At 37.5% G+C, this 22,089-nt stretch carries 20 protein-coding genes and 1 pseudogene; 15 read left to right on the forward strand and 6 right to left on the reverse strand.

Features of this window, described 5'->3' with window-relative positions:
• Positions 1-2: 2 nt before the first annotated feature.
• Positions 3-1,187: a levoglucosan dehydrogenase gene (locus tag COD11_RS05670; protein WP_098795791.1), complete on the forward strand. Its 1,185-nt coding sequence runs from the start codon at positions 3-5 to the stop codon at positions 1,185-1,187.
• A 228-nt stretch (positions 1,188-1,415) separates the two neighbouring features.
• Here the strand turns inward: COD11_RS05670 and COD11_RS05675 are convergent, their stop codons facing one another.
• On the reverse strand, positions 1,416-1,847 hold the full coding sequence (locus COD11_RS05675; RefSeq protein WP_098795792.1) for an Rrf2 family transcriptional regulator: 432 nt from the start codon (positions 1,845-1,847) through the stop codon (positions 1,416-1,418).
• 194 nt (positions 1,848-2,041) lie between these two features.
• Between COD11_RS05675 and COD11_RS05680 the strand changes: the two genes are divergently transcribed.
• The 4 genes and pseudogenes from COD11_RS05680 to COD11_RS27955 form a co-directional block, all read left to right on the forward strand.
• The gene (locus COD11_RS05680; RefSeq protein WP_098795793.1) at positions 2,042-2,914 is read left to right on the forward strand and encodes an SDR family oxidoreductase; all 873 of its coding nucleotides are present in this window, start codon (positions 2,042-2,044) and stop codon (positions 2,912-2,914) included.
• 534 nt (positions 2,915-3,448) lie between these two features.
• Positions 3,449-3,589 carry a transposase gene (locus tag COD11_RS27950; RefSeq protein WP_098795794.1) on the forward strand — a complete coding sequence of 47 codons (141 nt, stop codon included), beginning with the start codon at positions 3,449-3,451 and terminating at the stop codon, positions 3,587-3,589.
• Complete coding sequence (locus COD11_RS05690; protein WP_098795795.1) at positions 3,565-3,945, forward strand: helix-turn-helix domain-containing protein; 381 nt, start codon at positions 3,565-3,567, stop codon at positions 3,943-3,945. Before COD11_RS27950 ends, COD11_RS05690 begins: the two co-directional genes overlap by 25 nt.
• Before the next feature lie 169 nt (positions 3,946-4,114).
• Positions 4,115-4,231, forward strand: a pseudogene (locus COD11_RS27955) (IS3 family transposase); the annotation flags it as partial.
• 69 nt (positions 4,232-4,300) lie between these two features.
• Here the strand turns inward: COD11_RS27955 and COD11_RS05700 are convergent.
• A complete protein-coding gene (locus COD11_RS05700; protein WP_098795797.1) occupies positions 4,301-5,164 on the reverse strand; it encodes a LysR family transcriptional regulator in 864 nt (287 codons plus the stop codon).
• A gap of 120 nt (positions 5,165-5,284) precedes the next feature.
• Between COD11_RS05700 and COD11_RS05705 the strand changes: the two genes are divergently transcribed.
• The 4 genes from COD11_RS05705 to COD11_RS05720 all read left to right on the forward strand — a co-directional run bounded on the left by COD11_RS05705 (position 5,285) and on the right by COD11_RS05720 (position 7,890).
• The gene (locus tag COD11_RS05705; RefSeq protein ID WP_098795798.1) at positions 5,285-6,253 is read left to right on the forward strand and encodes a cupin domain-containing protein; all 969 of its coding nucleotides are present in this window, start codon (positions 5,285-5,287) and stop codon (positions 6,251-6,253) included.
• A 213-nt stretch (positions 6,254-6,466) separates the two neighbouring features.
• On the forward strand, positions 6,467-6,709 hold the full coding sequence (locus COD11_RS05710; protein WP_176550993.1) for a DUF1450 domain-containing protein: 243 nt from the start codon (positions 6,467-6,469) through the stop codon (positions 6,707-6,709).
• A 117-nt stretch (positions 6,710-6,826) separates the two neighbouring features.
• Positions 6,827-7,201, forward strand: a complete 375-nt coding sequence (locus tag COD11_RS05715) for a CidA/LrgA family protein (RefSeq protein WP_212136230.1) — start codon at positions 6,827-6,829, stop codon at positions 7,199-7,201.
• Positions 7,198-7,890 carry an LrgB family protein gene (locus tag COD11_RS05720; protein ID WP_098795800.1) on the forward strand — a complete coding sequence of 231 codons (693 nt, stop codon included), beginning with the start codon at positions 7,198-7,200 and terminating at the stop codon, positions 7,888-7,890. Before COD11_RS05715 ends, COD11_RS05720 begins: the two co-directional genes overlap by 4 nt.
• A gap of 152 nt (positions 7,891-8,042) precedes the next feature.
• Here the strand turns inward: COD11_RS05720 and COD11_RS05725 are convergent, their stop codons facing one another.
• The 4 genes from COD11_RS05725 to COD11_RS05740 form a co-directional block, all read right to left on the reverse strand.
• Entirely contained in the window at positions 8,043-9,374 is a 1,332-nt protein-coding gene (locus tag COD11_RS05725) for a (Fe-S)-binding protein (RefSeq protein WP_098795801.1), read from the reverse strand.
• Positions 9,371-10,783 (reverse strand): glycolate oxidase subunit GlcD, encoded by a 1,413-nt coding sequence (gene glcD, locus COD11_RS05730; RefSeq protein WP_098795802.1) that lies wholly within the window; start codon positions 10,781-10,783, stop codon positions 9,371-9,373. Before glcD ends, COD11_RS05725 begins: the two co-directional genes overlap by 4 nt.
• 111 nt (positions 10,784-10,894) lie before the next feature.
• The gene (locus COD11_RS05735) at positions 10,895-12,028 is read right to left on the reverse strand and encodes a CdaR family transcriptional regulator (protein WP_098795803.1); all 1,134 of its coding nucleotides are present in this window, start codon (positions 12,026-12,028) and stop codon (positions 10,895-10,897) included.
• Positions 12,029-12,120: 92 nt separating this feature from the next.
• Complete coding sequence (locus COD11_RS05740) at positions 12,121-13,917, reverse strand: L-lactate permease (protein WP_098795804.1); 1,797 nt, start codon at positions 13,915-13,917, stop codon at positions 12,121-12,123.
• A 285-nt stretch (positions 13,918-14,202) separates the two neighbouring features.
• On the opposite strand from COD11_RS05740, the gene COD11_RS05745 reads away from it, so the two are divergent.
• From COD11_RS05745 to ppdK, 6 genes are all read left to right on the forward strand, one after another.
• Positions 14,203-14,931: a FadR/GntR family transcriptional regulator gene (locus tag COD11_RS05745; RefSeq protein ID WP_098795805.1), complete on the forward strand. Its 729-nt coding sequence runs from the start codon at positions 14,203-14,205 to the stop codon at positions 14,929-14,931.
• A 126-nt stretch (positions 14,932-15,057) separates the two neighbouring features.
• On the forward strand, positions 15,058-15,774 hold the full coding sequence (locus tag COD11_RS05750) for a (Fe-S)-binding protein (RefSeq protein ID WP_098795806.1): 717 nt from the start codon (positions 15,058-15,060) through the stop codon (positions 15,772-15,774).
• An 18-nt stretch (positions 15,775-15,792) separates the two neighbouring features.
• Complete coding sequence (locus COD11_RS05755; protein ID WP_098795807.1) at positions 15,793-17,223, forward strand: LutB/LldF family L-lactate oxidation iron-sulfur protein; 1,431 nt, start codon at positions 15,793-15,795, stop codon at positions 17,221-17,223.
• Positions 17,220-17,942, forward strand: coding sequence for a LutC/YkgG family protein (locus COD11_RS05760; protein ID WP_098795808.1), 723 nt, complete (start codon positions 17,220-17,222; stop codon positions 17,940-17,942). Before COD11_RS05755 ends, COD11_RS05760 begins: the two co-directional genes overlap by 4 nt.
• A 304-nt stretch (positions 17,943-18,246) precedes the next feature.
• On the forward strand, positions 18,247-19,071 hold the full coding sequence (locus COD11_RS05765; RefSeq protein WP_098795809.1) for a pyruvate, water dikinase regulatory protein: 825 nt from the start codon (positions 18,247-18,249) through the stop codon (positions 19,069-19,071).
• A complete protein-coding gene (gene ppdK / locus COD11_RS05770; RefSeq protein ID WP_098795810.1) occupies positions 19,064-21,745 on the forward strand; it encodes a pyruvate, phosphate dikinase in 2,682 nt (893 codons plus the stop codon). The genes COD11_RS05765 and ppdK overlap by 8 nt, the downstream gene beginning before the upstream one ends.
• The last annotated feature ends 344 nt before the right edge of the window (positions 21,746-22,089 follow it).

The raw sequence follows: 22,089 nt of genomic DNA on the forward strand, positions 1-22,089 counted from the left end.
ATATGAAAAAATTAAACGTAGGAATGATTGGCGGAGGATTTATGGGAAAGGCACATGCTCTTGCTTACGCGGGAATGCCAATGTTTTTTTGGCCGGCACCTGCTGTCCCGCATCGTCACACGCTTGTTGACGTGACAGATGAAATTGCAAAAGAAGCAGCAGCGAAATTAGGTTTTGATAACTACTCATCTAACTGGAGAGAGGTAGTTGAAAATCCAGAGATCGACATTATTGATATAGTGACACCAAATAATTCACATGCTGAAATTGCCATTGCTGCAGCAAAAGCTGGTAAACATGTAATCTGTGAAAAACCTTTAGCTAGAGATGCTGACGAAACAAAAACAATGTTAGATGCAGTAGAAGCAGCAGGTGTAAAGCATATGGTCGCTTTTAACTACAGAAGAACACCAGCTGTTGCACTTGCGAAAAAATATATTGAAGAAGGTAGAATTGGAAACATTTTAAACTTCCGTGGAACATATCTTCAAGATTGGTCTGCAGATCCTAACTCACCATTATCATGGCGCTTCCAAAAGGAAATTGCCGGATCAGGTGCACTAGGTGACATTGGTACACATGTTATTGATTTTGCCCGCTACTTAGTTGGGGAAATCACAGATGTCAATGCCGTATCAAAAACGTGGATCCCAGAAAGACCAGTTCAATCAGGCGGCGCAGACAAATTAGGTACAGTAAAAAGTGCAGGAGATGTTCCTAAAGGTAAAGTAGACGTAGATGATGAAATCACAACATTAGTCAAATTTGAAAATGGTGCAGTTGGAAGCATTGAAGCAACTCGTAATGCATGGGGACGCAATAACTTCCTAACATTTGAAATCCACGGTGATAAGGGTTCTATCTATTTTAACTATGAGCGTCGTGATGAGCTCCAAGTATGCTTCTCAGACGATCCAGGAGATGCAAAAGGGTTCAGAACAGTTTACACTGGACCAGCTCATCCATACGGTGAAGGCTTATGGCCAATTCCTGCATTAGGGATTGGTTACGGTGAAACAAAGATTATTGAAGCGTATGACTTTATTAAATCAATTGTGGATGATACAACAGTTTCTCCTAACTTTGACGATGGATATCGAATTGCTGTTATTAGTGATGCGATTCTTGAATCAGCTGAAAAAGGTCAGTGGGTGAATCTTGAAAAATCACCTGTAAAAACAAATTAAGTTTTTACATCGAAGACCGCCAGGGATTAATTTCTGGCGGTTTTTTTAATGCTATTTCTGGGCTTTATATTGTACTAAAATAAGGATTAGTTGAGGTTTATTATATGCAAAAGAGTGATATCATGGATGCCAAACTAGGTGGGTGCGGGGAATATTTCAAGTATTCTTACTCAATATAGGTCAAACTCTCTGCTAAAAAAGACATCCCATTTTTGGAATGCCTTTTTACTAGTTATTCTCATTCGTAGCAATATCCTTCACAACATCCTCTAGTGTTACGCTCCTCAACATATTCTCCATAGCTAACTGAGCTGATGTGAACAATGGTTCGATTGTATTCTGAATGTTCCTACCTACAGGACATTTTGGATTTGGGTTTTCATGGATGCTAAATAGCTCTTTTTCCTGTACTACATTCACTGCTTTATAAACGTCAAACAGTGTAATATCATATAATTCTTTTGAGAGTTTAGCCCCTGCAATACCTGGTTTTACCTCGATTAAACCAGCGTTTTTTAACATTCCCATGAGTTTTCTGATCACTGCTGAGTTTGTGTTCACACTGGATGCTAAAAATTCAGAAGACGTTATCCCTTCTTTATTTAATTCAATTAAAGCTAATATATGAATGCCGACAGCGAATCTGCTGCTGATGGACATGTTCAGTCACCACCCTTGCGAACAAATCTGTTTACTAATTTTAAGTGTAATTAATTTGATTACAAGTTTATTATACCAAATTACGAAGAAAATAATATATGGAACCTTACCTGTTGACAAAATGATTACATGTAACTAAAATAAATACATGTAATCAAATTTGTTACAAGTGAGACCGAACTGGAGGAATATAAATGAAAATATTAGTTACAGGAGCTACTGGAAAATTAGGATCTAAGGTTGTGGAGACATTATTAACATCCATACCTGCGAGTGAGCTGGCGGTGAGTGTTCGAGATCCTGAGAAAGCAGAAGGACTTCGAGCTCGTGGAGTAGAGGTTCGAAAAGGTGATTTTGACCATCCAGAAACATTAGATGATGCTTTTAAAGGGATTGATCGTTTATTAATTATTTCTGCAGATGGTGATAATGATACAAGAATTCGTCAACATACAAATGCAGTGAAAGCAGCTGAACGTGCAGGGATAAAATTTATTGCATACACGAGTATCGCAAATGCAACAGAAAGCAAAAATTTAATGGCTCCACCTCATGTTGCGACAGAAGCAGCCATCATGAAGTCAGGTATTCCGTATTCTTTCTTGCGTAATAATTGGTATTTGGAAAACGAAATTGGTAGCATTCAAGGTGTTATGGCAGGAGCTCCATGGATAACTTCTGCTGGAGCTGGTAAAGTTGGTTGGGCACTACAACAAGATTATGCAGATGCAGCGGCAGCAGTTCTTTTAGGTGAAGGGAACGAAAATACAGTTTATGAACTTTCTGGCCCTCTTTTAACTCAAGAAGAATTAGTAAAAGCTATTGGTGCTGTATTAGGCAAAGAAATACCGGTACAACAAGTTGGTGACGAAGAATATGCCGAAATGATGAAAGGCTTAGGTTTACCTGAATTTGTCATTCCGATTGTAGTAGGAATTCAAGAAAGCATTCGAAATGGTTCACTTGAAATTGAAAGCAATGATTTTGAAAAAGTTCTTGGTCGCCCAATTACGCCAATCAAAGAGGCACTTACACAAATTGTAAATGAAAACGCTCAATCAAAATAAAATAGATAATTCCAAAAATTAATCATGTAGATAAACCGACCTTCGAACGAGAAAAGGTCGGTTTTTTAATTAAGGAGGTATAAAAAGTTGATACGGAGTTTTGTTGAATAACAACTACAACAAATTAGGGCTTACCTGGAAATATAAAAAATTTAACCGGTAAAACTAGTCAAACCTAATAATAAGACCGTTTTATTCTAATAACTATATTAATATTGCGCTATTTGATAATGTTAAGTAGTTGACCACATACTCCTAATTGCACAGAATTTATTACTTTAATTTTTATTAACTTATTTTCTATAAAAAGTCGAAAACGTTGATTTTTCATTAGTTTAATCCATATTTATCGCTACCCAATTTTAAAAGAGGAGGGGCCAAACTAAACGGATATAAATGAAACGTCTAAAATCATTTTTATGCAAGGGTTTGAGGCGTTTTTTTGCCGACCATCCTATAGAGGGACATAGGGACAGTTACCTGAAGTGCACCCCAATTGTTTGATACACTTAACAATTGGAGGTGCTTTTTTTCATGAAGAAATATCCCTTAGAAATAATACTAGCAGCTGTTACTACCTACCTTGAAGGTGTAGAATCTATAAGGAAAATAGCTAAAAAGTACAACGTTAGTAAATCCATGTTGCATAGGTGGGTAGTGAAATTCATGGCGTAGCTGGCTTACAAGAATCCTATACAAATTATTCTGTTAAGTTTAAAATGAACGTACTTAACTACATGAACGAGATGGGAGCGTCCATCGAAGAAGCTACCGCAGTATTTAATGTTTCTTCCTCTTCTGCCGTGTACCGGTGGAAGGTTTTATTTGAAACACAGGGAATTGACGCTCTTCAACAAAAGGAAAAGGAGCGTTCAACATCTATGTGGAAAAAATCTAATAATAAACCAGTAGAGGGATCAGAAGAAGCACTACGTGCTGAAATAGAAAAGCTTAAGATGGAAAATGCATATTTAAAAAAGTTACAAGCCTTAATAAAGAAAAACTTACAGATAAAGACAAAGCGCAAGTGATCTATGAATTAAGGCATGAATATAAAATTATTGAATTAATAAAAATCGCTGATATTCCACGTAGCACATATTATTATTATTGGATAAAACAAATAGATGTCCAGATAAATATAGTGAAGTAAAGAAAGAAATTCAAAAGATTTATGAAGAAAATTAAGGGCGATATGGCTATCGTCGTATTACGTTGGCATTACGTAATCAGAAAATCATCCTAAATCATAAAACAGTCCGTCGCTTAATGAATTTGGGATTAAAGTGTTTAGTTCGGATGAAAAAATACCGTTAGTATCGGGGAGCAATAGGTAAAATTGCACCTAATATTTTAAATTGTACAAAACTAGGAATATACAATATTTCACCCCATTTCCTTCGCCATCTTAATAAAGGTTTTCACTAAAGGTGATTGATCGTTTCGTCGCCAAGAAACACCCATGGAAGCAACAGGTAATTGATCTTTGAGATCCATGTATACAACATCTTGAGTATGCAAGTTTATTGCCGATTTTGGAACCACTGCGATTCCTAAACCAGCTGCAACTAAACCAATGACGGTTTGGAACTCGAGGGCTTCTTGGTGAATGACAGGGTTACATAATTTCAGAATGTCGTTATAGAGTCCGTCCCATGTTTTCCGAGATAGCATGACAAATGGGTAGTGATTAAGATCTGAAAGGGAAATGGTTTTCTTCTCCAATAATGGGTGTTGTTTAGGAACCGCCAACACGCAAGGGGAAGTGGATACAATTTCAGTACGTATTATATCGTAATTAACAGGAGGACGTACAAAACCTACATCAATTTCCTCCTGTCGTAATGCCTCAATTTGGACGGGTGTGGCCATTTCATGAAGCTGTACTTGGACATCTGGATACAAACTTCGAAATTCTCGTAGAACATAAGGAAGGATGTCATAGGTTGCAGATCCAACAAAGCCTATTCTGAGTTTTCCGGTTTCTCCGCGATGTGTACGTTGGGCAATCTCCACAGCATGATCAATATGGTCGATTATTTTGCGAACTTCTTCTGAAAATATTTTCCCAGCATCAGTTAACTCTACATGTCGGTTATTTCGATAAAAAAGGTCAATCCCTAGCTCTTTTTCTAAATTTTGGATTTGTAAGCTTAAGGGCGGTTGTGTGATACGAAGACGTTCAGCCGCGCGGCTAAAATTTAATTCTTCAGCTACAGTAAGAAAATAATGCAGTTGGCGGAGCTCCATTGATTATCACCTGCTTTACAGTTATATGTTTTTTATATCATTGTAATATAAATTATATATTTTACAAATATATTCTACCGGGATAAAATTAAAGCATAAAGGTGATGAGGAGGATTACATATGACTACAAATAAACAACCTGGACAATTTTCTGTTGGAACGATCAATGAAAACTGGACTGGTGATGCTCGTTTTTATGAATATACGACAGCTGCTGATCCGGTTGGAAGCAGTATCATTAGTCCGATCCCAGCTAAGGAGTTTGGACCTCAAATATATAACTCAGGTGAAACACGTATCATTCAATTGGATCTATCTAGTGATTTACGAACAAAATACCCAGCAACAAGTCCATCACTTCTAGCAAACTTTATTCGAATTAATGCTGGAGATTCCATCAAAACACAACCGAATGCAACTAGTGAATTATATTATATTATTTCTGGTGCAGGCACAACAGAGGTAAATGGAGAATCAATTGACTGGAAGGAAGGAGATTTCGTAACTCTTCCATCTGGTTCAGTAAGTACTCACACAGCGATGCAAGATACAACGATTTACTATATTTTAGATACTCCACTTCTTGATTATTTAGGGGTAAAAGCTACAGATGCACGTTTTAAGCCAACGGTATTTACCGCTGAACAAGCGAAGGAAAAATTGAATGAAGTTGCGAATGCACCAGATGCTCATTTGAAAAATCGTATTTCTATCCTATTAAACAACCAAAAATTTGATCAAACATTAACGATTACACATGTATTATGGGCAATGTTTGGTATTGTGCCTGTCGGATCCAATCAAGCTCCTCATAGCCATAAGTCGGTAGCTCTTGATTTTGTTGCTTATGCTGCACCGGGAACTTATACATTAGTTGGAGATAAGATTGATCCTGTTACAAAACAAATTATTGACCCTATTCGTATCGAGTGGGAAACAGGAAAGGCGTTTGTTACTCCGCCGGGATTATGGCACTCTCATCACAATGAATCCGGGGAGCCTGCCTACATTATCCCAATCCAAGATGCAGGTCTGCAAACATATCTTCGTACGTTGGATATCCAATTTACTCACTATGATCAAGGATAAAGACACCAAAAACACCCTTTAGGGTGTTTTTTTAGAGAGGTAAGAAAGTATATAATTTTCAACTTAGTTTTGGTGTCTAGCTCCAGGCGCCATCGACTCTAGGTCTAGTCAAATAGGAATTGAAGGTAAATTTGAGCACCTTTTATTCCTATTCGGCTTATGCTTGTCGACGATTAGGGGCGCCTTGCGCTTTTCTAAAGAGGAGGAATGAAAATGAAAGTAGCTAAGTTTTGTGAACGCAATATTGAAGTAACTGATGCTGGTAAAGTAAAAGATATTCTTCGGCGTGATTATCAAGACGAAGTAGATGTCGTCGTCGTCGATTGCTTTAGGCGTTGTTTGGAATGCAGGGTGAAACCGTTTTGTCGGATCCAATTAACAACAATTGAAGCAAATGATGGGGATATCTTGGTAACTAAAATAATACAAAGTGTACGTAGAGAAACTTTTAGCTAGGCATAATAGGCTGGAAACATTCCGTTTCTTTAAACGGCTTTTTCAACCCATTATGCCTTTAAAGAAAATGTTGTTATAGAGTCAAAATTATTACATTTATATTGGGAGGAGAACGGGTTGATACGGAATATTGGAGGCATTATTTTTCAACTTGTTATATTGTGGGGAATTAATCAACTCGGCTATTTCATAGTAAGTTGGACTAAGCTTCCATTACCAGGAAATGTGATGGGGATGCTTATTCTAATTATCTTGTTAGGGACTGGTATTTTCCCGTTATCACTTATAGAAAAAGCAGCAACTTTTCTAATCAAACATTTAGCTTTCTTTTTTATCCCAATAGCAGTTGGATTAATCCAATTTGGTGATTTATTTTTAGAGTACGGTATTTTGTTGGGGATTGCCATTACGATAAGTGCATTGGTTGGAATATATGTAACAGGTTTTGTTACTCAATTTTTATCTAAAAGGAAGGGGGAGAAAAGTTTATGATGATGATTGTAACCCCAATTTTTATTACTATTACTATAGGGGTCTACCTACTTTCAAGAATAATTGCAAGAAAATATCCACTACCTTTTACAACACCTGTTTTCTTTAGTGCATCGACGATTATTTTGCTTCTGCTTACTACAGGAATCCCATATGAACAATATGAACCGGCAAAGAAGGTTATTACATACCTTTTAGGACCCGCAACAGTCGCTTTAGCTGTTCCATTATATAAAAATCGAAAATTGATCATACGATATAGCCTTGCAGCTGGTGCTGGGCTTGTACTTGGAACTGTCGCGACGATTTTATCAATTGTGTGGATTGCCAAACAATTTCAGTTGACGGATACGATCATTGCATCTCTTAGTGTAAAGTCAGCAACTGTTCCAATTGCCATTGAAGTAGCGAATATGATATATGGAGATTTATCCTTGACTGCAGCCTTTGTTGTTGCGACTGGAATCATCGGTGGAATGATTGGGCCATGGTTTTTAGATGCAACGAAAATTACAGATCCATTATCACGTGGATTGTCTATGGGAGCGATTGCTCATGGACAAGGAACAGCAGAAATTGCCAGGGAAGGACAGTTACAAGGCGCTGTTGCAGGTATGGCAATGGTATTAGCGGCGATTTTCACATCTATTTTTGCTCCAGTGTTATTTTCATTTTTGTTAAGTCTCTAAATAATTTTGATGGGGAACACTCACTTAAGACAGGAAATCAAGATGTTTCATTTTATCTATAGATGTTTAACAGAATTCTTTATTTAGTTCTGGCGCAAATGATCTATCAATTCTATGTTTTCATTACACCAGAACTAAATATGACATCTTTCTTATCTGACAGAAGACTGCTCGGCTTCAAGCAGCAGGTCCGCAATATGGACGGCACGCACTTTACCTGTAAGGCCTTCTCGTTCAATACCGAGTTTCATTTGCAGTAAACATCCGGGATTTGCGGTGACGATTGTCGCTGCTTCTGTTTGTTTAGTTGCTTTCATTTTAGAGTCAAGAATCTTCATCGACATTTCAGATTCAACAATATTATAGATTCCAGCTGAACCACAGCACTGATCAGCGTTCTGCATTTCACGATATTCAATATTATTTATAGATTTTAATAGGGTACGAGGTTGTGATGATGTTTTCATCACATTCCTTAAATGGCATGAATCTTGATAAGTAATCACCTGTGAAGGTAGACTTAAATTCCGCTTATGGAACTCTAAGTCAACTAAAATACTTGAAATATCTTTTAGCTTACTTGAAAATTGTTTAGCCCGTTCTGCCCACTCTGTTTCGTCTTTTAGAAGGTGACCATAATCTATTAAAAATGCGCCGCAGCCGCCGGCATTCGTAATAATGTAATCAACATTCAACTCTTCAAAGGCAGTAATATTACGTTTTGCAAGCTCCTTTGCTGTGTTTTTTTCCCCGCTATGTCCGTGCAAGGCTCCGCAGCATGCCTGTTCTGTAGGTATGACAATTTCACAACCTACTAACTGTAAAAGCTTCATTGTAGAATCATTTGTTCTCATAAACATTGTATCCATTAAGCAGCCAGAGAAAAAGGCAACACGCTTTTTTACAGATGCTTGAGCTGGAAGGTAAGAAGGACGATTCTTCATCTCTTTTATAGTTGGAATTTCCGGTAGAACCTTTTCCATTGATGACAAGCTATCGGGTAATACCTTCATCATTCCGCTAGTCCGGACAACACGCTGTAAGCCAGAGCGCTGATAGAAGCCGATTAGTCCTGTTAATGTACGCATACGGTTTGGAAAAGGAAAAAGTCCTTCAAATACTGCTTTGCGAATCGTTCTGACCGGTAAAGAGTGTTTTTTGTTTTGATTAATAATATCGCGCGCTTCTTCAAGTAAATGGCCGTAGTTTACTCCTGATGGACAAACCGGTTCACAAGCTCTACAGCCTAAACACATGTTAAGTGAACGTTCTACATCTTCATCAGGTTCGATGATCCCATCTACAACTGCTTTCATTACAGCAATACGTCCCCTCGGTGAATGTGACTCTTGATAACCCGATTCAATATAAGTAGGGCAAGTAGGTAAACAAAAGCCGCAACGCATGCAATTTAGAAGGTCGTCTTCATTCATTCTCTCTTTGAATTGTTGTTGAATGTTTTCGCGTTCTTTTACTGTTGTCATCTTGTAACCACCACTCGTTTTCTTGTGTCTTTTGCAAATACTTTACCAGGATTCATAATATTATTAGGATCAAAGGAATCTTTAATTGCCCTCATTGCTGCAATGCCAGTCTCACCAAGCTTTAATTCTAAGTATGGTGCTTTCATCACCCCGACACCGTGTTCACCTGTAATCGTTCCTCCGAGCTCAATAGCTTTTTGGAAAATTTCCTCAAATGCTTTTTCAACACGTTCAATTTCTTCATGATTACGAACATCTGTTAAACATGTAGGATGGAGGTTTCCGTCACCAGCATGACCAAAGGTACAGATGTTGACGTTGTACTTTTCAGCAATTTCATTTGTAGCTTTTACCATTTTTGCAATTTCAGAGCGTGGAACCGTTGCATCCTCTAAAATGGTTGTTGGCTTCAGCCTTGCTAAAGCAGAAAGTGCAGATCGACGTGCTGTTCTAAGACCGTCAGCTTCTGCTTCAGATTCAGCTATTTTTACAGATACAGCATTTTCGTGTTCACATATAGTCGCCATTCTTTCCATATCACGTTTCACAACTTCGATTGGACCATCTTGTTCCATTAAGAGGACAGCTTTTACATCTGTCGGTAGGCCAATTTGAGCGTGCGCCTCGACTACCTCCAGTGTTGGCTGATCTAGGAATTCAAGTGTTGTTGGTATGATTTTACTTGCAATAATCTTTGAGACTGTTTTTGCTGCAGCTTCAAGATCTTGATAAAGTGCAAGCATCGTCATCTTAGCTTCAGGCATTGGGATTAGTTTAAGTGTTGCTTCCGTAATAATCCCAAGAGTACCTTCTGACCCTACAAATAGACGGGTTAAGTCATAACCAGCAACATCTTTTGCAAGCTTACCTCCAGTTTTGATGATCTCTCCGTTTGCTAATACAATTTCTAACGCCATCACATAGTCGCGTGTTACACCATATTTAAGACCACGAAGCCCTCCAGAATTTTCATTAATGTTGCCGCCAATCGTTGATATTTTCATAGAGCTAGGATCAGGCGGGTAAAATAAGCCTTTTTCTTCAACTGCATGAATCATATCTAACGTTATGACCCCGGGTTGTACTGTTACAGTAAGGTTTTCCTCATCTATTTCTACAATTGAATTCATATGTTTAAAAAGGATGACAATTCCACCCTCTGTTGGACAAGTACCTGCACAAAGATTTGTTCCCGATCCTCTTGGGACAATAGGAATGCTATTTTCGTTGCATATTCTAACAATCTCAGAAACTTCATGAGTATTCCGAGGGGCAATTACCGCGTCAGGCATTGACTGAAATTGTGGAGTAGCATCATAGGAATAAACGAGTCTGCCTACTTTTGAGTCATCATAGTTTTCGGAACCTACTATTTTACATAGTTTTAACTTTATTTCATTTGTTATCAAAAAAACCAATCCTTCCGGTAGTAAAGTGAAGAAATTACGACTTTTTCTCAAATAGCTTAATTAAATCATAAAAGAAAAAAGTATAATTAAATATAGTTAATCCTCTTAAATTTAAACGTTTTCAAAACTTATTTTTGGATGATTATCCAAAAATATAGTAGCAAGGTATAATGTTGTCATATCATGGAAATCTCTCGGGTTTAGATTTGTTATTTGTTCAATTCTTTTTAATCTGTAGTGAAGGGTGTTGATATGAATATGAAGCTCATCCGCCGTATTTTTAAACGATTGATTCTTGACGATGAAAGTTTTGAGCGTATCTAATAACTCACTGTCTTCTACGATCGTTCCAATTGTACGGTTAACAAATTCAATACGCGTTTGCTCTTTAATATCTTGTATGCACATTTCTAATCGCAGATCATCATCAAAAACAATGCCAGTTGTTCGCTTAGCAACAGCTAAGGCTCTTTCAGCCTGCTCAAATGATTGATAAACATAACTTGCTGAGACAACATGACCAATTCCGATTGAAATAGATTGGTTATATTTTTCTTTGAAAAATGTTTTTAGTTGTTGAGTGTAATAAAGGATTTTTTCTTTTTTTTCTTTTCCTGTTACTCCATGTAATAAAATAAATCGTTCATTGCCCCATCGTACAAAGACATCCTTGCTGTCCGTCATAAATGTCTGCATGACATCCTGCCAGACATTTCGCTGGATTAAGTTTTCATTATCATGCAAATAATGACCCATAATTACTTGTCTATCGATACTTAAATCCACCCCAAGTAATTCTGCTTGATCTTTAAAAGCTTTTGACCATTCTTTTTGTTGAATCCAATCAAAAACAAAAGCTTCAAGTGTGCGTGACTGCCATTCTATTTGTTCTGAATAGTAACTTTCTTTAATGAGTAACTCTGTCATTTTTCTTAGAACTTCACCATACTGTGAAACTTTTTTCGGATTTCCTGTAATTCCTATTACACCGACAATTTGTTGCTGAAAGAAAACAGGTAAATTGATACCAGCCTTAACGCCCTTTAAAATACTTTGATCTTTTTCTGTTATAATCACTTTATTTCGTTCACGATAAGAGGCAAGGGCCCCCTCATGAAATGAACCGATTCTGCTTTCATCAGTACTAGCAATAATAATGCCATTTATATCAACAACTATTAAATCTTCATCTAGTAACCTTCTTACTTCTGAAATTATGTTTTTGGCTAATGAAGGTCGTAACATTGTTCACTCTCCATATCTATTAAATATTGCTTTTTAATAATAAAAAACGATATATAGGTGTGTCCTATATATCGTTTTTATTTATTTTTTTTCTACGCCGTGAATGACTTCGGACTTTTTGCATCTTTTGTACGTTTTCCTTTATTTGAGATCATTAGAAGAATAAAACCAATTACGACTGCTCCGTAGATAAAGAACCAGAAGCTGAAGCCTCCTGCAATCACCGCCATACCCAGTGTTCCAGCCGCCAATACATAGTATGTCATTGGAATCAGTGCTTTTCGAATTAGTGCCCCTTCTTGACCGACTAAACCAACTGTTGCAGATGCAGCTACTACATTGTGAACGCAAATCATATTTCCTGCTGCACCGCCAATTGCTTGAAGGGCAACCACATAGCTTGCCCCATCAGCGGATAGGCCAATGCTCTCAGCAGTTCCAAACTGAAATAATGAGAACATCATATTACTAAAGGTATTACTTCCTGCTATGAAAGCTCCAAGTGCCCCTATTGTTGGAGCGAATACAGGCCATAATGAACCGGTTAAATTCGATACACCTTCCGCTAAAACAAGTGGCATACTTGCTAATTCCTCTGTTTGTGTATTAATAAAGATTTTAATCATTGGTACAGCAAAGATTAAGGCCGCTCCAGCAGTTACAACTGTTTTAAACGAATCTGACCATGCTTTCATATAATCTTTTGCTTTCATACCGTGTAAGAAATATGTAATGATAGATACGACGATAAAAATAGCACCCGGTAAATATAGCGGAGTAGATTTAATTGCAATTCCTGAACCAAATACATCTTCAATTAAAATCGTTACATTAGTATGTGTAATTAAAGCTTTTACTTCTTCGATAACCCTTGTCATAACTAATAAAACGGCAACTAACAAATATGGAACCCAAGCCATTACTAACGAAATCTTTTTATTACCTTCTATGACTTTTGGTTGTTCATGGTTTAATTTACCAATCCAATCCTTTTCCCATTGACTACGATCTTCAAAATCAAAAATCTCTTCCTTCTTTGGCATAAATAAACCAGCTTTTGCCGATGGAATGACGATTAATAATCCAATTAATGCCCCTATTAGAGAGGGAAACTCTGGACCAAGGAATAGGGCAATAAAATAATATGGAGCCGTAAAAGCGATTCCAGCAAATAAAGCAAACTTCCATACCTTTAAGCCTTCCGTAAACGAACGGGTTTTACTGAAGAAACGAGTTAACATTCCAACCATAATAAGTGGAATTAAAAATCCTACAATGGCATGAAAAAGTCCTACATTAGCGACAATTTGTAATAAATATTCACTATATTCCATTGAACCAATTGATGCTAATACTGTGGGTTGATCAATTAGACCACCGTTAACACCGACAAGAAGCGGTGTTCCAATTGCTCCAAAAGACACCGGTGTACTTTGGATGATTAAAGCAACTAAAACAGCTGCCATAGCTGGAAACCCAATGGCTACTAGTAGAGGGGCTGCAATAGCTGCAGGTGTACCAAAACCTGCTGCACCTTCGATGAATGCCCCGAACAACCAAGCGATAATGATTGCTTGAATTCTTCTGTCGGGAGAGATCGTAATAAATCCTTGGCGGATTGTAGAAATGGCTCCACTTTCCTTTACTGTGTTTAATAAAAGAACGGCACCGAATACAATAAACATGACATCTATCGCGGTACCAACACCATTAAGAGCTGCTCCGGCTACAACATTTGCTTTTGTTCCCCAGAAAAACACAGCTGTTAAAGCGGTTACAATAAGTGAAATAGGCATTGCGCGAGTTGCTGGCCATTTCAAAATAACCAGAAATAAAAAAATCGAAAAAATAGGTACTAAAGCAATTAAAGATAAAATTCCAACGTTCATCCATCTTACCTCCTTTAATCTTACCTTGATTTAAAATCTGTTAGGTCAAAAATGTAATAAGATAATTATCGTTATGTAAATAACTGATCATAGAGTCATCGGATGACTTAATATTAATGTAAGCGTAACCAAAAATCAACAAAAATTTTTAAAAATAATGATAGTGTAAACTTATCGTAGTTATTGAATAGGTAAAATTTTTTCTCATATTATTAATTTGAGTAACAATTTAATAGTATAATTTAAATAGTTGGTATAATTGTGGATTTTAACAGGGGTGAAGTAATGGAATATAAACAAATTAAACCTAGAAAGATAAATGAAGAAGTTGCAGAAGCTCTTTTAGAAATGATCAAAAATGGAGAGCTAAAACCTGGAGATAAATTGAATTCTGTTCAACAGTTGGCTGAAAGCTTTAATGTGGGACGGTCAGCAGTTCGTGAGGCACTTAGTGCATTACGAGCGATGGGTTTAGTTGAAATGAAGCAAGGGGAAGGCACATATATTCGAGAGTTTGATCCGATGATGCTAACGTTGCCTTTATCAACGGCAGTTCTAATGAATGAAACAGATATCGTTCATTTATTAGAGGTTCGTAAAATTTTAGAGGTTGGTGCAGCGGGTTCAGCAGCTATAAATCGGAAAGAAGAAGATTTGAAAATAATGTCTGAGCTAATAGAAGTAATGAGAGAAGGACTCAGTGATGAGGAACTCGGTGAAAAAGCGGACCTTAAGTTTCATCTTGCCATAGCAGATGCAACGCATAATCCAATATTAAAAGGATTAATGAGCAATGTTTCTGGAATGATGGTTGAATCTATGAGGGAGACGCGTCGATTGTGGCTTTTTTCAAAGCAAGCAACGACTGAACGGCTGTATCAAGACCATTCGAGAATTTATCAAGCCATTAAGGATCAGGATGCAATTCAAGCTCAAAAGCTTATCATTGAGCACTTAGAAAATGTTGAAAACGTGTTGAAAAAATATTATCAAGACAAAAAAGGAAGTTCCTAATTGTAGAGGAGCTTCTTATTTTTTTGTACTGAAATTTCAGGTCATCAGATGACCGGTTGACATATCATTATCAATATATTAAATTGATTAATAGAAAGCGTTTTCTATTTTGGTGAGGTGATAATCATGAAAGTGACATTATTTGTTACTTGTTTAGTAGATATGTTTGAAACATCGGTTGGAAGAGCAACCGTTGAACTGCTTGAGAGATTAGGCTGTGAGGTTGATTTTCCAGAAAAACAAATATGCTGCGGACAACCGGCATATAACAGTGGGTATGTAAAAGATTCGAAGGAAGCGATGAAGCGAATGATACAAACCTTTGAGAATTCGGAGTATGTTGTAACCCCTTCTGGATCATGTGCAACAATGTTTCGTGAATACCCACATGTTTTTGCAGGGGATGCTTTGTGGGAGGAACGAGCCATCAAACTTGCTAATAGAACGTATGAGCTGACACAGTTTATTGTTGATGTACTGAAAGTAGAAAATGTTGGGGCAAAGCTCAAGGGGAAAGCAACATTGCACAAATCATGTCATATGACTCGTTTATTAGGAGTAAGGGAAGCACCTACTAAACTTTTAGAAAATGTAGAAGGCTTAGAATACATACCACTAAGTAATAGTCATGATTGCTGTGGGTTTGGTGGTACCTTTTCAGTGAAAATGGGTAATATCTCTGAGCAAATGGTTGATGAGAAGGTTAAAAAGGTTGAGGAGACTGAAGCAGACTATTTAATTGGCGCAGATTGCGGGTGTTTGCTGAACATCGGCGGACGAATTGAACGACAAGGCAAGCCAATTAAGGTAATGCATATCGCAGAAGTTTTGAATAGCAAATAAGAAGGGAGATGGAAGTTAATGGCGATGAAAATCGGAACAGGCGAGTTTAAAGAACGTGTTGAGAATGGCATTAATAATACGTTTATGCGCGGGGCAGTCTCTGGTGCACAAGAACGCCTTAGCACAAGACGAATTGAAGCGGCAAAAGAACTCGGTAACTGGGAAGAGTGGCGGGCACTTGGTGAAGAAATTCGCCAACATACGCTCGATAATCTTGATTACTATTTAAAGCAATTTAGTGAAAAGGTTGCTGAACGTGGAGGACATGTCTTTTTTGCAGAAACTCCTGATGAAGCAAATCAATATATAAAAGATGTTATTAAGAAAAAGAATGGTAAAAAGATTGTTAAATCCAAATCAATGGTAACGGAAGAAATTAATATGAATCAATGTTTAGAAGAAGAGGGATGTGAAGTCATTGAGACAGACCTAGGAGAGTATATTTTACAGGTGGATGACCATGATCCGCCTTCCCATATAGTTACTCCTGCACTACATAAAAACAAAGAACAAATCCGTGATGTATTTAAAGAAAAATTAGCCTATACAAAAACAGAAAAGCCTGAGGAGCTTGCATTACATGCACGTGAAATGTTAAGAAAAGAATTTTTATCAGCTGATATCGGTGTGACTGGTTGTAACTTTGCGATAGCGGAATCAGGTTCGATAAGTCTTGTGACAAATGAAGGTAATGCAAGACTAGTCTCAGCCCTTCCTAAGACACAAATTACTGTTATGGGAATGGAGCGGATTGTACCAACTTTTGCTGAATTTGAAGTTTTAGTGAGCTTGTTAACCAGAAGTGCTGTAGGGCAGAAATTGACAAGTTATGTAACCGCATTAACAGGTCCGAAGCAAGCTGGAGATGTAGACGGACCTGAAGATTTTCACGTTGTCATTGTGGATAATGGTCGCTCAAAAATATTAGGAACAGAATTCCAATCTATTTTACAATGCATCCGTTGTGCTGCATGTGTGAATGTTTGTCCGGTTTACCGTCATGTCGGAGGGCATTCCTATGGTTCAATTTATTCAGGACCAATTGGAGCGGTTCTTTCACCGCTACTCGGTGGCTACGAAGAGTATAAGGAGCTTCCATATGCATCTACACTTTGCGGAGCCTGTACAGAAGTTTGTCCAGTCAAGATTCCATTGCACGAATTACTCCACAAACATCGTCAGGTTATTGTTGAAAGAGAAGGGAAAGCACCGATTTCTGAAAAATTTGCGATGAAGGCTTTTGGACTAGGTTCTGCGTCAACTCCTCTTTACAATTTAGGTTCAAGACTAGCACCTACTGCAATGAGCCCTTTTGCAGTGAATGCAAAAATTTCGAAAGGTCCTGGTCCACTAAAGGCGTGGACTGAGATTCGGGATTTTCCGGCTCCTGAAAATAAGAGATTCCGTGACTGGTTTAAGAACCGTGATAAGGAGGGGGGCGAGCAATGACAGGAGGATCAATTCAAAATCAAGAAACTTTTTTAAATAAGATTGCCTCACAGCTTGGACGAGAGCAAAGAACGGAAGGTGTAACGCTACCAGAATGGAAGCATCAACCGCAATGGGATGTTTTACAAGGTTTGTCACAAGATCAGCTTGTTGATGTTTTAAAGGAGCAGTGCCGGCGGATCCAAACTCAATTTGTTGAAACAACGTCAGTAGATTTAGTAACCGTTTTAAAAAACGTTGTTAAAGAATTTGGAGGAGGTCCTATTATAACGTGGAATGACGATCGGTTTACTGAATTTGGGCTGACTCATTTACTACATGAGGAGTGGCCAAGTGAAGATGTCGATGTTAGTTTATGGAATCCATCGCTTGGAAAGAAAAATATCGAGTTAGCAGAACAAGCAAACGTGGGGATTACCTTCAGTGATAAAACACTTGCAGAATCAGGAACCGTTGTCCTATTTAGCGACACTGGGAAGGGTCGTTCCGTAAGCCTGTTACCGGCTACGTACATTGCAATCATACCGAAGAGTACGATTGTGCCAAGAATAACTCAAGTTTCCCAAGAAATTCATGAGAACATTAACAAGGGGGAAGAAATTGCTTCTTGCGTAAATTTCATAACAGGACCAAGTAACTCAGCTGATATTGAAATGAACTTAGTAGTGGGCGTTCATGGGCCAATTAAAGCAACGTATATTTTAGTTAACGATAAATAACGGCGAGATTGGTTATGAAAATTTATATGGTAGCTTTTGAGGTTTTACATTTCATAATAAAACAAAAATAGTAACAACAATAAGCGACCTTGTTATTTGTATTAGCATCTCAATGTCGCTTATTTACTTCTTTTATTACTTGAAAAATAATTATGAATTTTCTTAGTTAGAATGAAAGAAAAGGATTGTAACTTATTATTTTTAATGGTAGAATACTATTTAATCAAATGGTATGACATATTTATTTATTAGTATAACACATTTGTTCTGTTAAACAATTAAAAGAGTGAATAGGAGGTCGGATGTGAATAAAAAGGAAATAGTTTATGTAGTATCTGATTCTGTTGGCGAAACAGCTGAGCTGATGGTAAAAGCAGTTGCATCTCAATTTAATAGTGTAGAAGTTGAAATCAAGCATATTTCTTATGTTGAAGATATGAAAGATCTTGATAATATCATTATTGCCGCCAAATATAATCACTCCATTATTGCCTATACAATTGTCATTCCATCTTTGAAGCAGTATCTTGATGAGCGAGCAAGGGAAGCAGGAATTCGTGCTATTGATTTAATGAATCCGCTAATGGATGCATTTATAAAAAATTTAAATACAGACCCAGTACATCAACCAAGACTAATGAGGAAATTAGATGAAAACTATTTTCGTAGAGTAGAAGCAGTTGAGTTCGCAGTTAGATATGATGATGGTCAGGATGTTAGAGGAATTAGGCATGCAGATATTGTCTTAATTGGCGTTTCTAGAACATCAAAGACACCGCTTTCAATGTATTTGGCCCATAAGCGGTTTAAGGTGGCAAATGTACCTTTAGTTCCAGAAGTAGCACCTCCTGATGAACTTTTTGATATTCCCAAGAACAAATGTGTTGGGTTAATCATAACACCAGATAAACTGAATGAAATTCGCATGGAGCGATTAAAAAATATAGGATTAACAACCCAAGCGAATTATGCGAATTATGACCGGATTCTTACAGAATTAGAATATGCAGAAAAAATTATGAAAAAAATCGGTTGTCCCGTTATTAATGTTTCAAACAAAGCAATCGAAGAGACGGCTGATTTGATATTAGAGATGTTAAAAAAGAAAGGGGCTGTATTTCATGGGTAAGTTTGTGTATATGTTTGATGAAGGGGATAGTGGAAAAAGGGAACTACTAGGAGGAAAGGGAGCAAATCTAGCTGAAATGACAAAGATTGGTTTACCTGTTCCTTATGGGTTTACCATTACAACAGAGACCTGCAATACTTACTATGAAGCTGGAAAATCAATTTCATCAGAGATTGATTTTCAAATTTTACAAGCGCTTACAACCCTTGAAGGAAAAACCGGTAAAAAGTTCGGAGATCCAGCAAATCCGTTGCTAGTTTCTGTAAGATCTGGAGCCGTTCATTCGATGCCGGGAATGATGGATACGATTTTAAATCTTGGAATAAATGACGAAACGGTCGTGGGACTGGCAAATCTGACGAATAACCCGCGCTTTGCGTATGATTCTTACCGTCGATTTATCCAAATGTTTAGTGATGTTGTCCTAAAAGTTGATAGCTTTTATTTTGAACAATTCTTGGATGAAGTTAGGGAAGAAAAAGGATATCACTCAGATCCTGAAATGTCTGCAGAAGATTGGAAAGAGGTCATTACAGGATACAAGAGAATTGTTGCTAAGCATTCGAAAAGGGCCTTTCCTGAGAATCCAAAAGAGCAGTTATTCCTTTCCATTCGTGCTGTTTTTGATTCTTGGAATAATCAACGTGCTATTGTATATCGCCGTCTTCAGAATATTCCCGGTCATCTTGGAACTGCAGTGAACATTCAAAGTATGGTTTTCGGAAATATGGGCAGCAATTCTGGCACTGGAGTAGCTTTTACACGTAATCCATCTACAGGGGAAGCAAAGCTTTACGGTGAATATTTGATCAATGCTCAAGGTGAGGACGTAGTTGCCGGAATTCGTACACCTCAACCAATTATTTCTCTTCAAGAAGAGATGCCAAACGTATATCAGCAGTTTACCCAAACATGTCACCTCCTTGAAAACCATTATGAAGACATGCAGGATATTGAGTTTACTGTGGAACGGGGAGAACTTTTTATTCTACAAACACGTACCGGAAAAAGAACAGCTCAAGCAGGAATTAGAATAGCTGTTGAATTAGTAAAAGAACAAATCATTAGCAAGCAGGAAGCGATTCTACGTGTAGATCCTGATCAGCTTGATCAACTTCTCCATCGTCGCATCGATGATTCATATGTACGAAAGCAATTAGCGAAAGGTTTACCAGCTTCCCCTGGTGCAGCAACTGGAGAAGTCGTATTTGATGCAGATGAAGCTGAGAAAATGGCGAAAGATGAGAAAAAGAAGGTCATTCTTGTTCGTCCAGAAACAACACCTGATGATATTCATGGAATTGTTGCAGCCGAAGCCACTGTTACTAGCCGCGGAGGAATGACAAGCCATGCAGCCGTTGTGGCAAGAGGTATGGGAAAAGCATGCATTTGTGGATGTGAATCATTAAAGATTGATTTAAAGTCAAAGCAATTTAAAGTAGGAGAAACGATTGTAAAACAAGGTGATATCATTACAATTGATGGTTCAACAGGTGAAATCATGTTAGGAGAAATTCCGATGATCGAACCACAGCTTTCAGATGAATTTCAATTGTTGCTTTCATGGGCAGATCAGGAACGAAAACTTGGTGTTAGAGCAAATGCGGACAATCCAGTTGATGCCAAAAAAGCTCTTGAATTTGGAGCAGGTGGAATTGGATTATGCCGAACAGAGCATATGTTTATGGATGCTAGTCGAATCCCAATTGTCCAAGAAATGATTCTTGCAGAAACTAATCAGGAACGCGAACATGCATTAGACAAGTTATTACCAATGCAACAAGAGGACTTTGAGGGAATTTTTGAAGCGATGCAAGGAAATCCTGTCACCATTCGTTTATTAGATCCGCCTCTTCACGAATTTTTACCTGATAAGGAAGAACTGTTAGTTGAGGTTACCAAACTTCAATTAACCAATTCAAGTTCAAGGGAGTTAAAAGAAAAAGAACAGTTATTAAGAAAAGTACGACAATTGGATGAATTTAATCCGATGCTAGGTCATCGTGGATGCCGATTAGGAATGATTTTTCCGGAAATTTACGTGATGCAAGCAAAAGCGATATTTTATGCCATTGCGAACGTAATGGATAAAGGAATCGATGTAAAACCAGAAATCATGATTCCATTAGTTGGTCATGTGAATGAGTTAAAAGAAATGAGGCAATTAGTGGTCAATGCTGGAGTGCAAGTTGAGGAAGAAAAGGGGCTAACATTTAGCTACTTAATCGGTACGATGGTAGAAGTACCACGTGCAGCCTTAACTGCAGACCAAATTGCTGAAGAAGCAGACTTTTTCTCATTCGGAACAAATGACCTAACGCAAACAACATTTGGATACAGTCGTGATGACGCAGAGGGAAAATTCTTACAAACTTATATTGAAAACAAGGTACTTCCAGCAAATCCATTCGTTTCCCTTGACCAAGAAGGAGTAGGAAAACTAGTTGAAACGGGTGTTAAGCTAGGAAGGGGAAAGAAGCTGGAATTAAAAACAGGTATTTGCGGAGAACATGGAGGAGAAAAGAAATCAATTCAATTCTGCCATGATGTAGGCTTGGATTATGTAAGCTGTTCACCATATCGTGTACCGCTTGCACGCCTAGCAGCGGCTCAGGCTAAGATTAGACATGAACAAAAACAGAATGAACTTCATGAACTTCAAGTTCAAGTATGAAAATGGAAAAGGCTGCCTATTTTGGGCAGCTTCTTCATTTTTATATTAAATATTTTTACTAAGTTTTTGAGGAAGTTACTGTGTTTTTATATGAATTGAATATTTTTGTCTATCTATAAGTAGTTTGTGTTGTAAAGAGTGCTCCCAATTATGCAAGGCGCTTCGCTTATATGCTAGTAGATAAATTTGAGCTCTGACCACATACTCCAAATTGCACAAAAATTGCACAGACTTATTTTATTTCATTGATTTTAATTAATTTATTTTATAACCACCAGCCAAAACGTTGATATATCAATACTTATTTAACTAAGTTTTACTACATTTAACTCTATTAATTCCCC

Origin of the sequence: Bacillus sp. AFS040349, from assembly GCF_002577655.1 — a bacterium.
Lineage (GTDB): Bacteria > Bacillota > Bacilli > Bacillales > Bacillaceae > Metabacillus.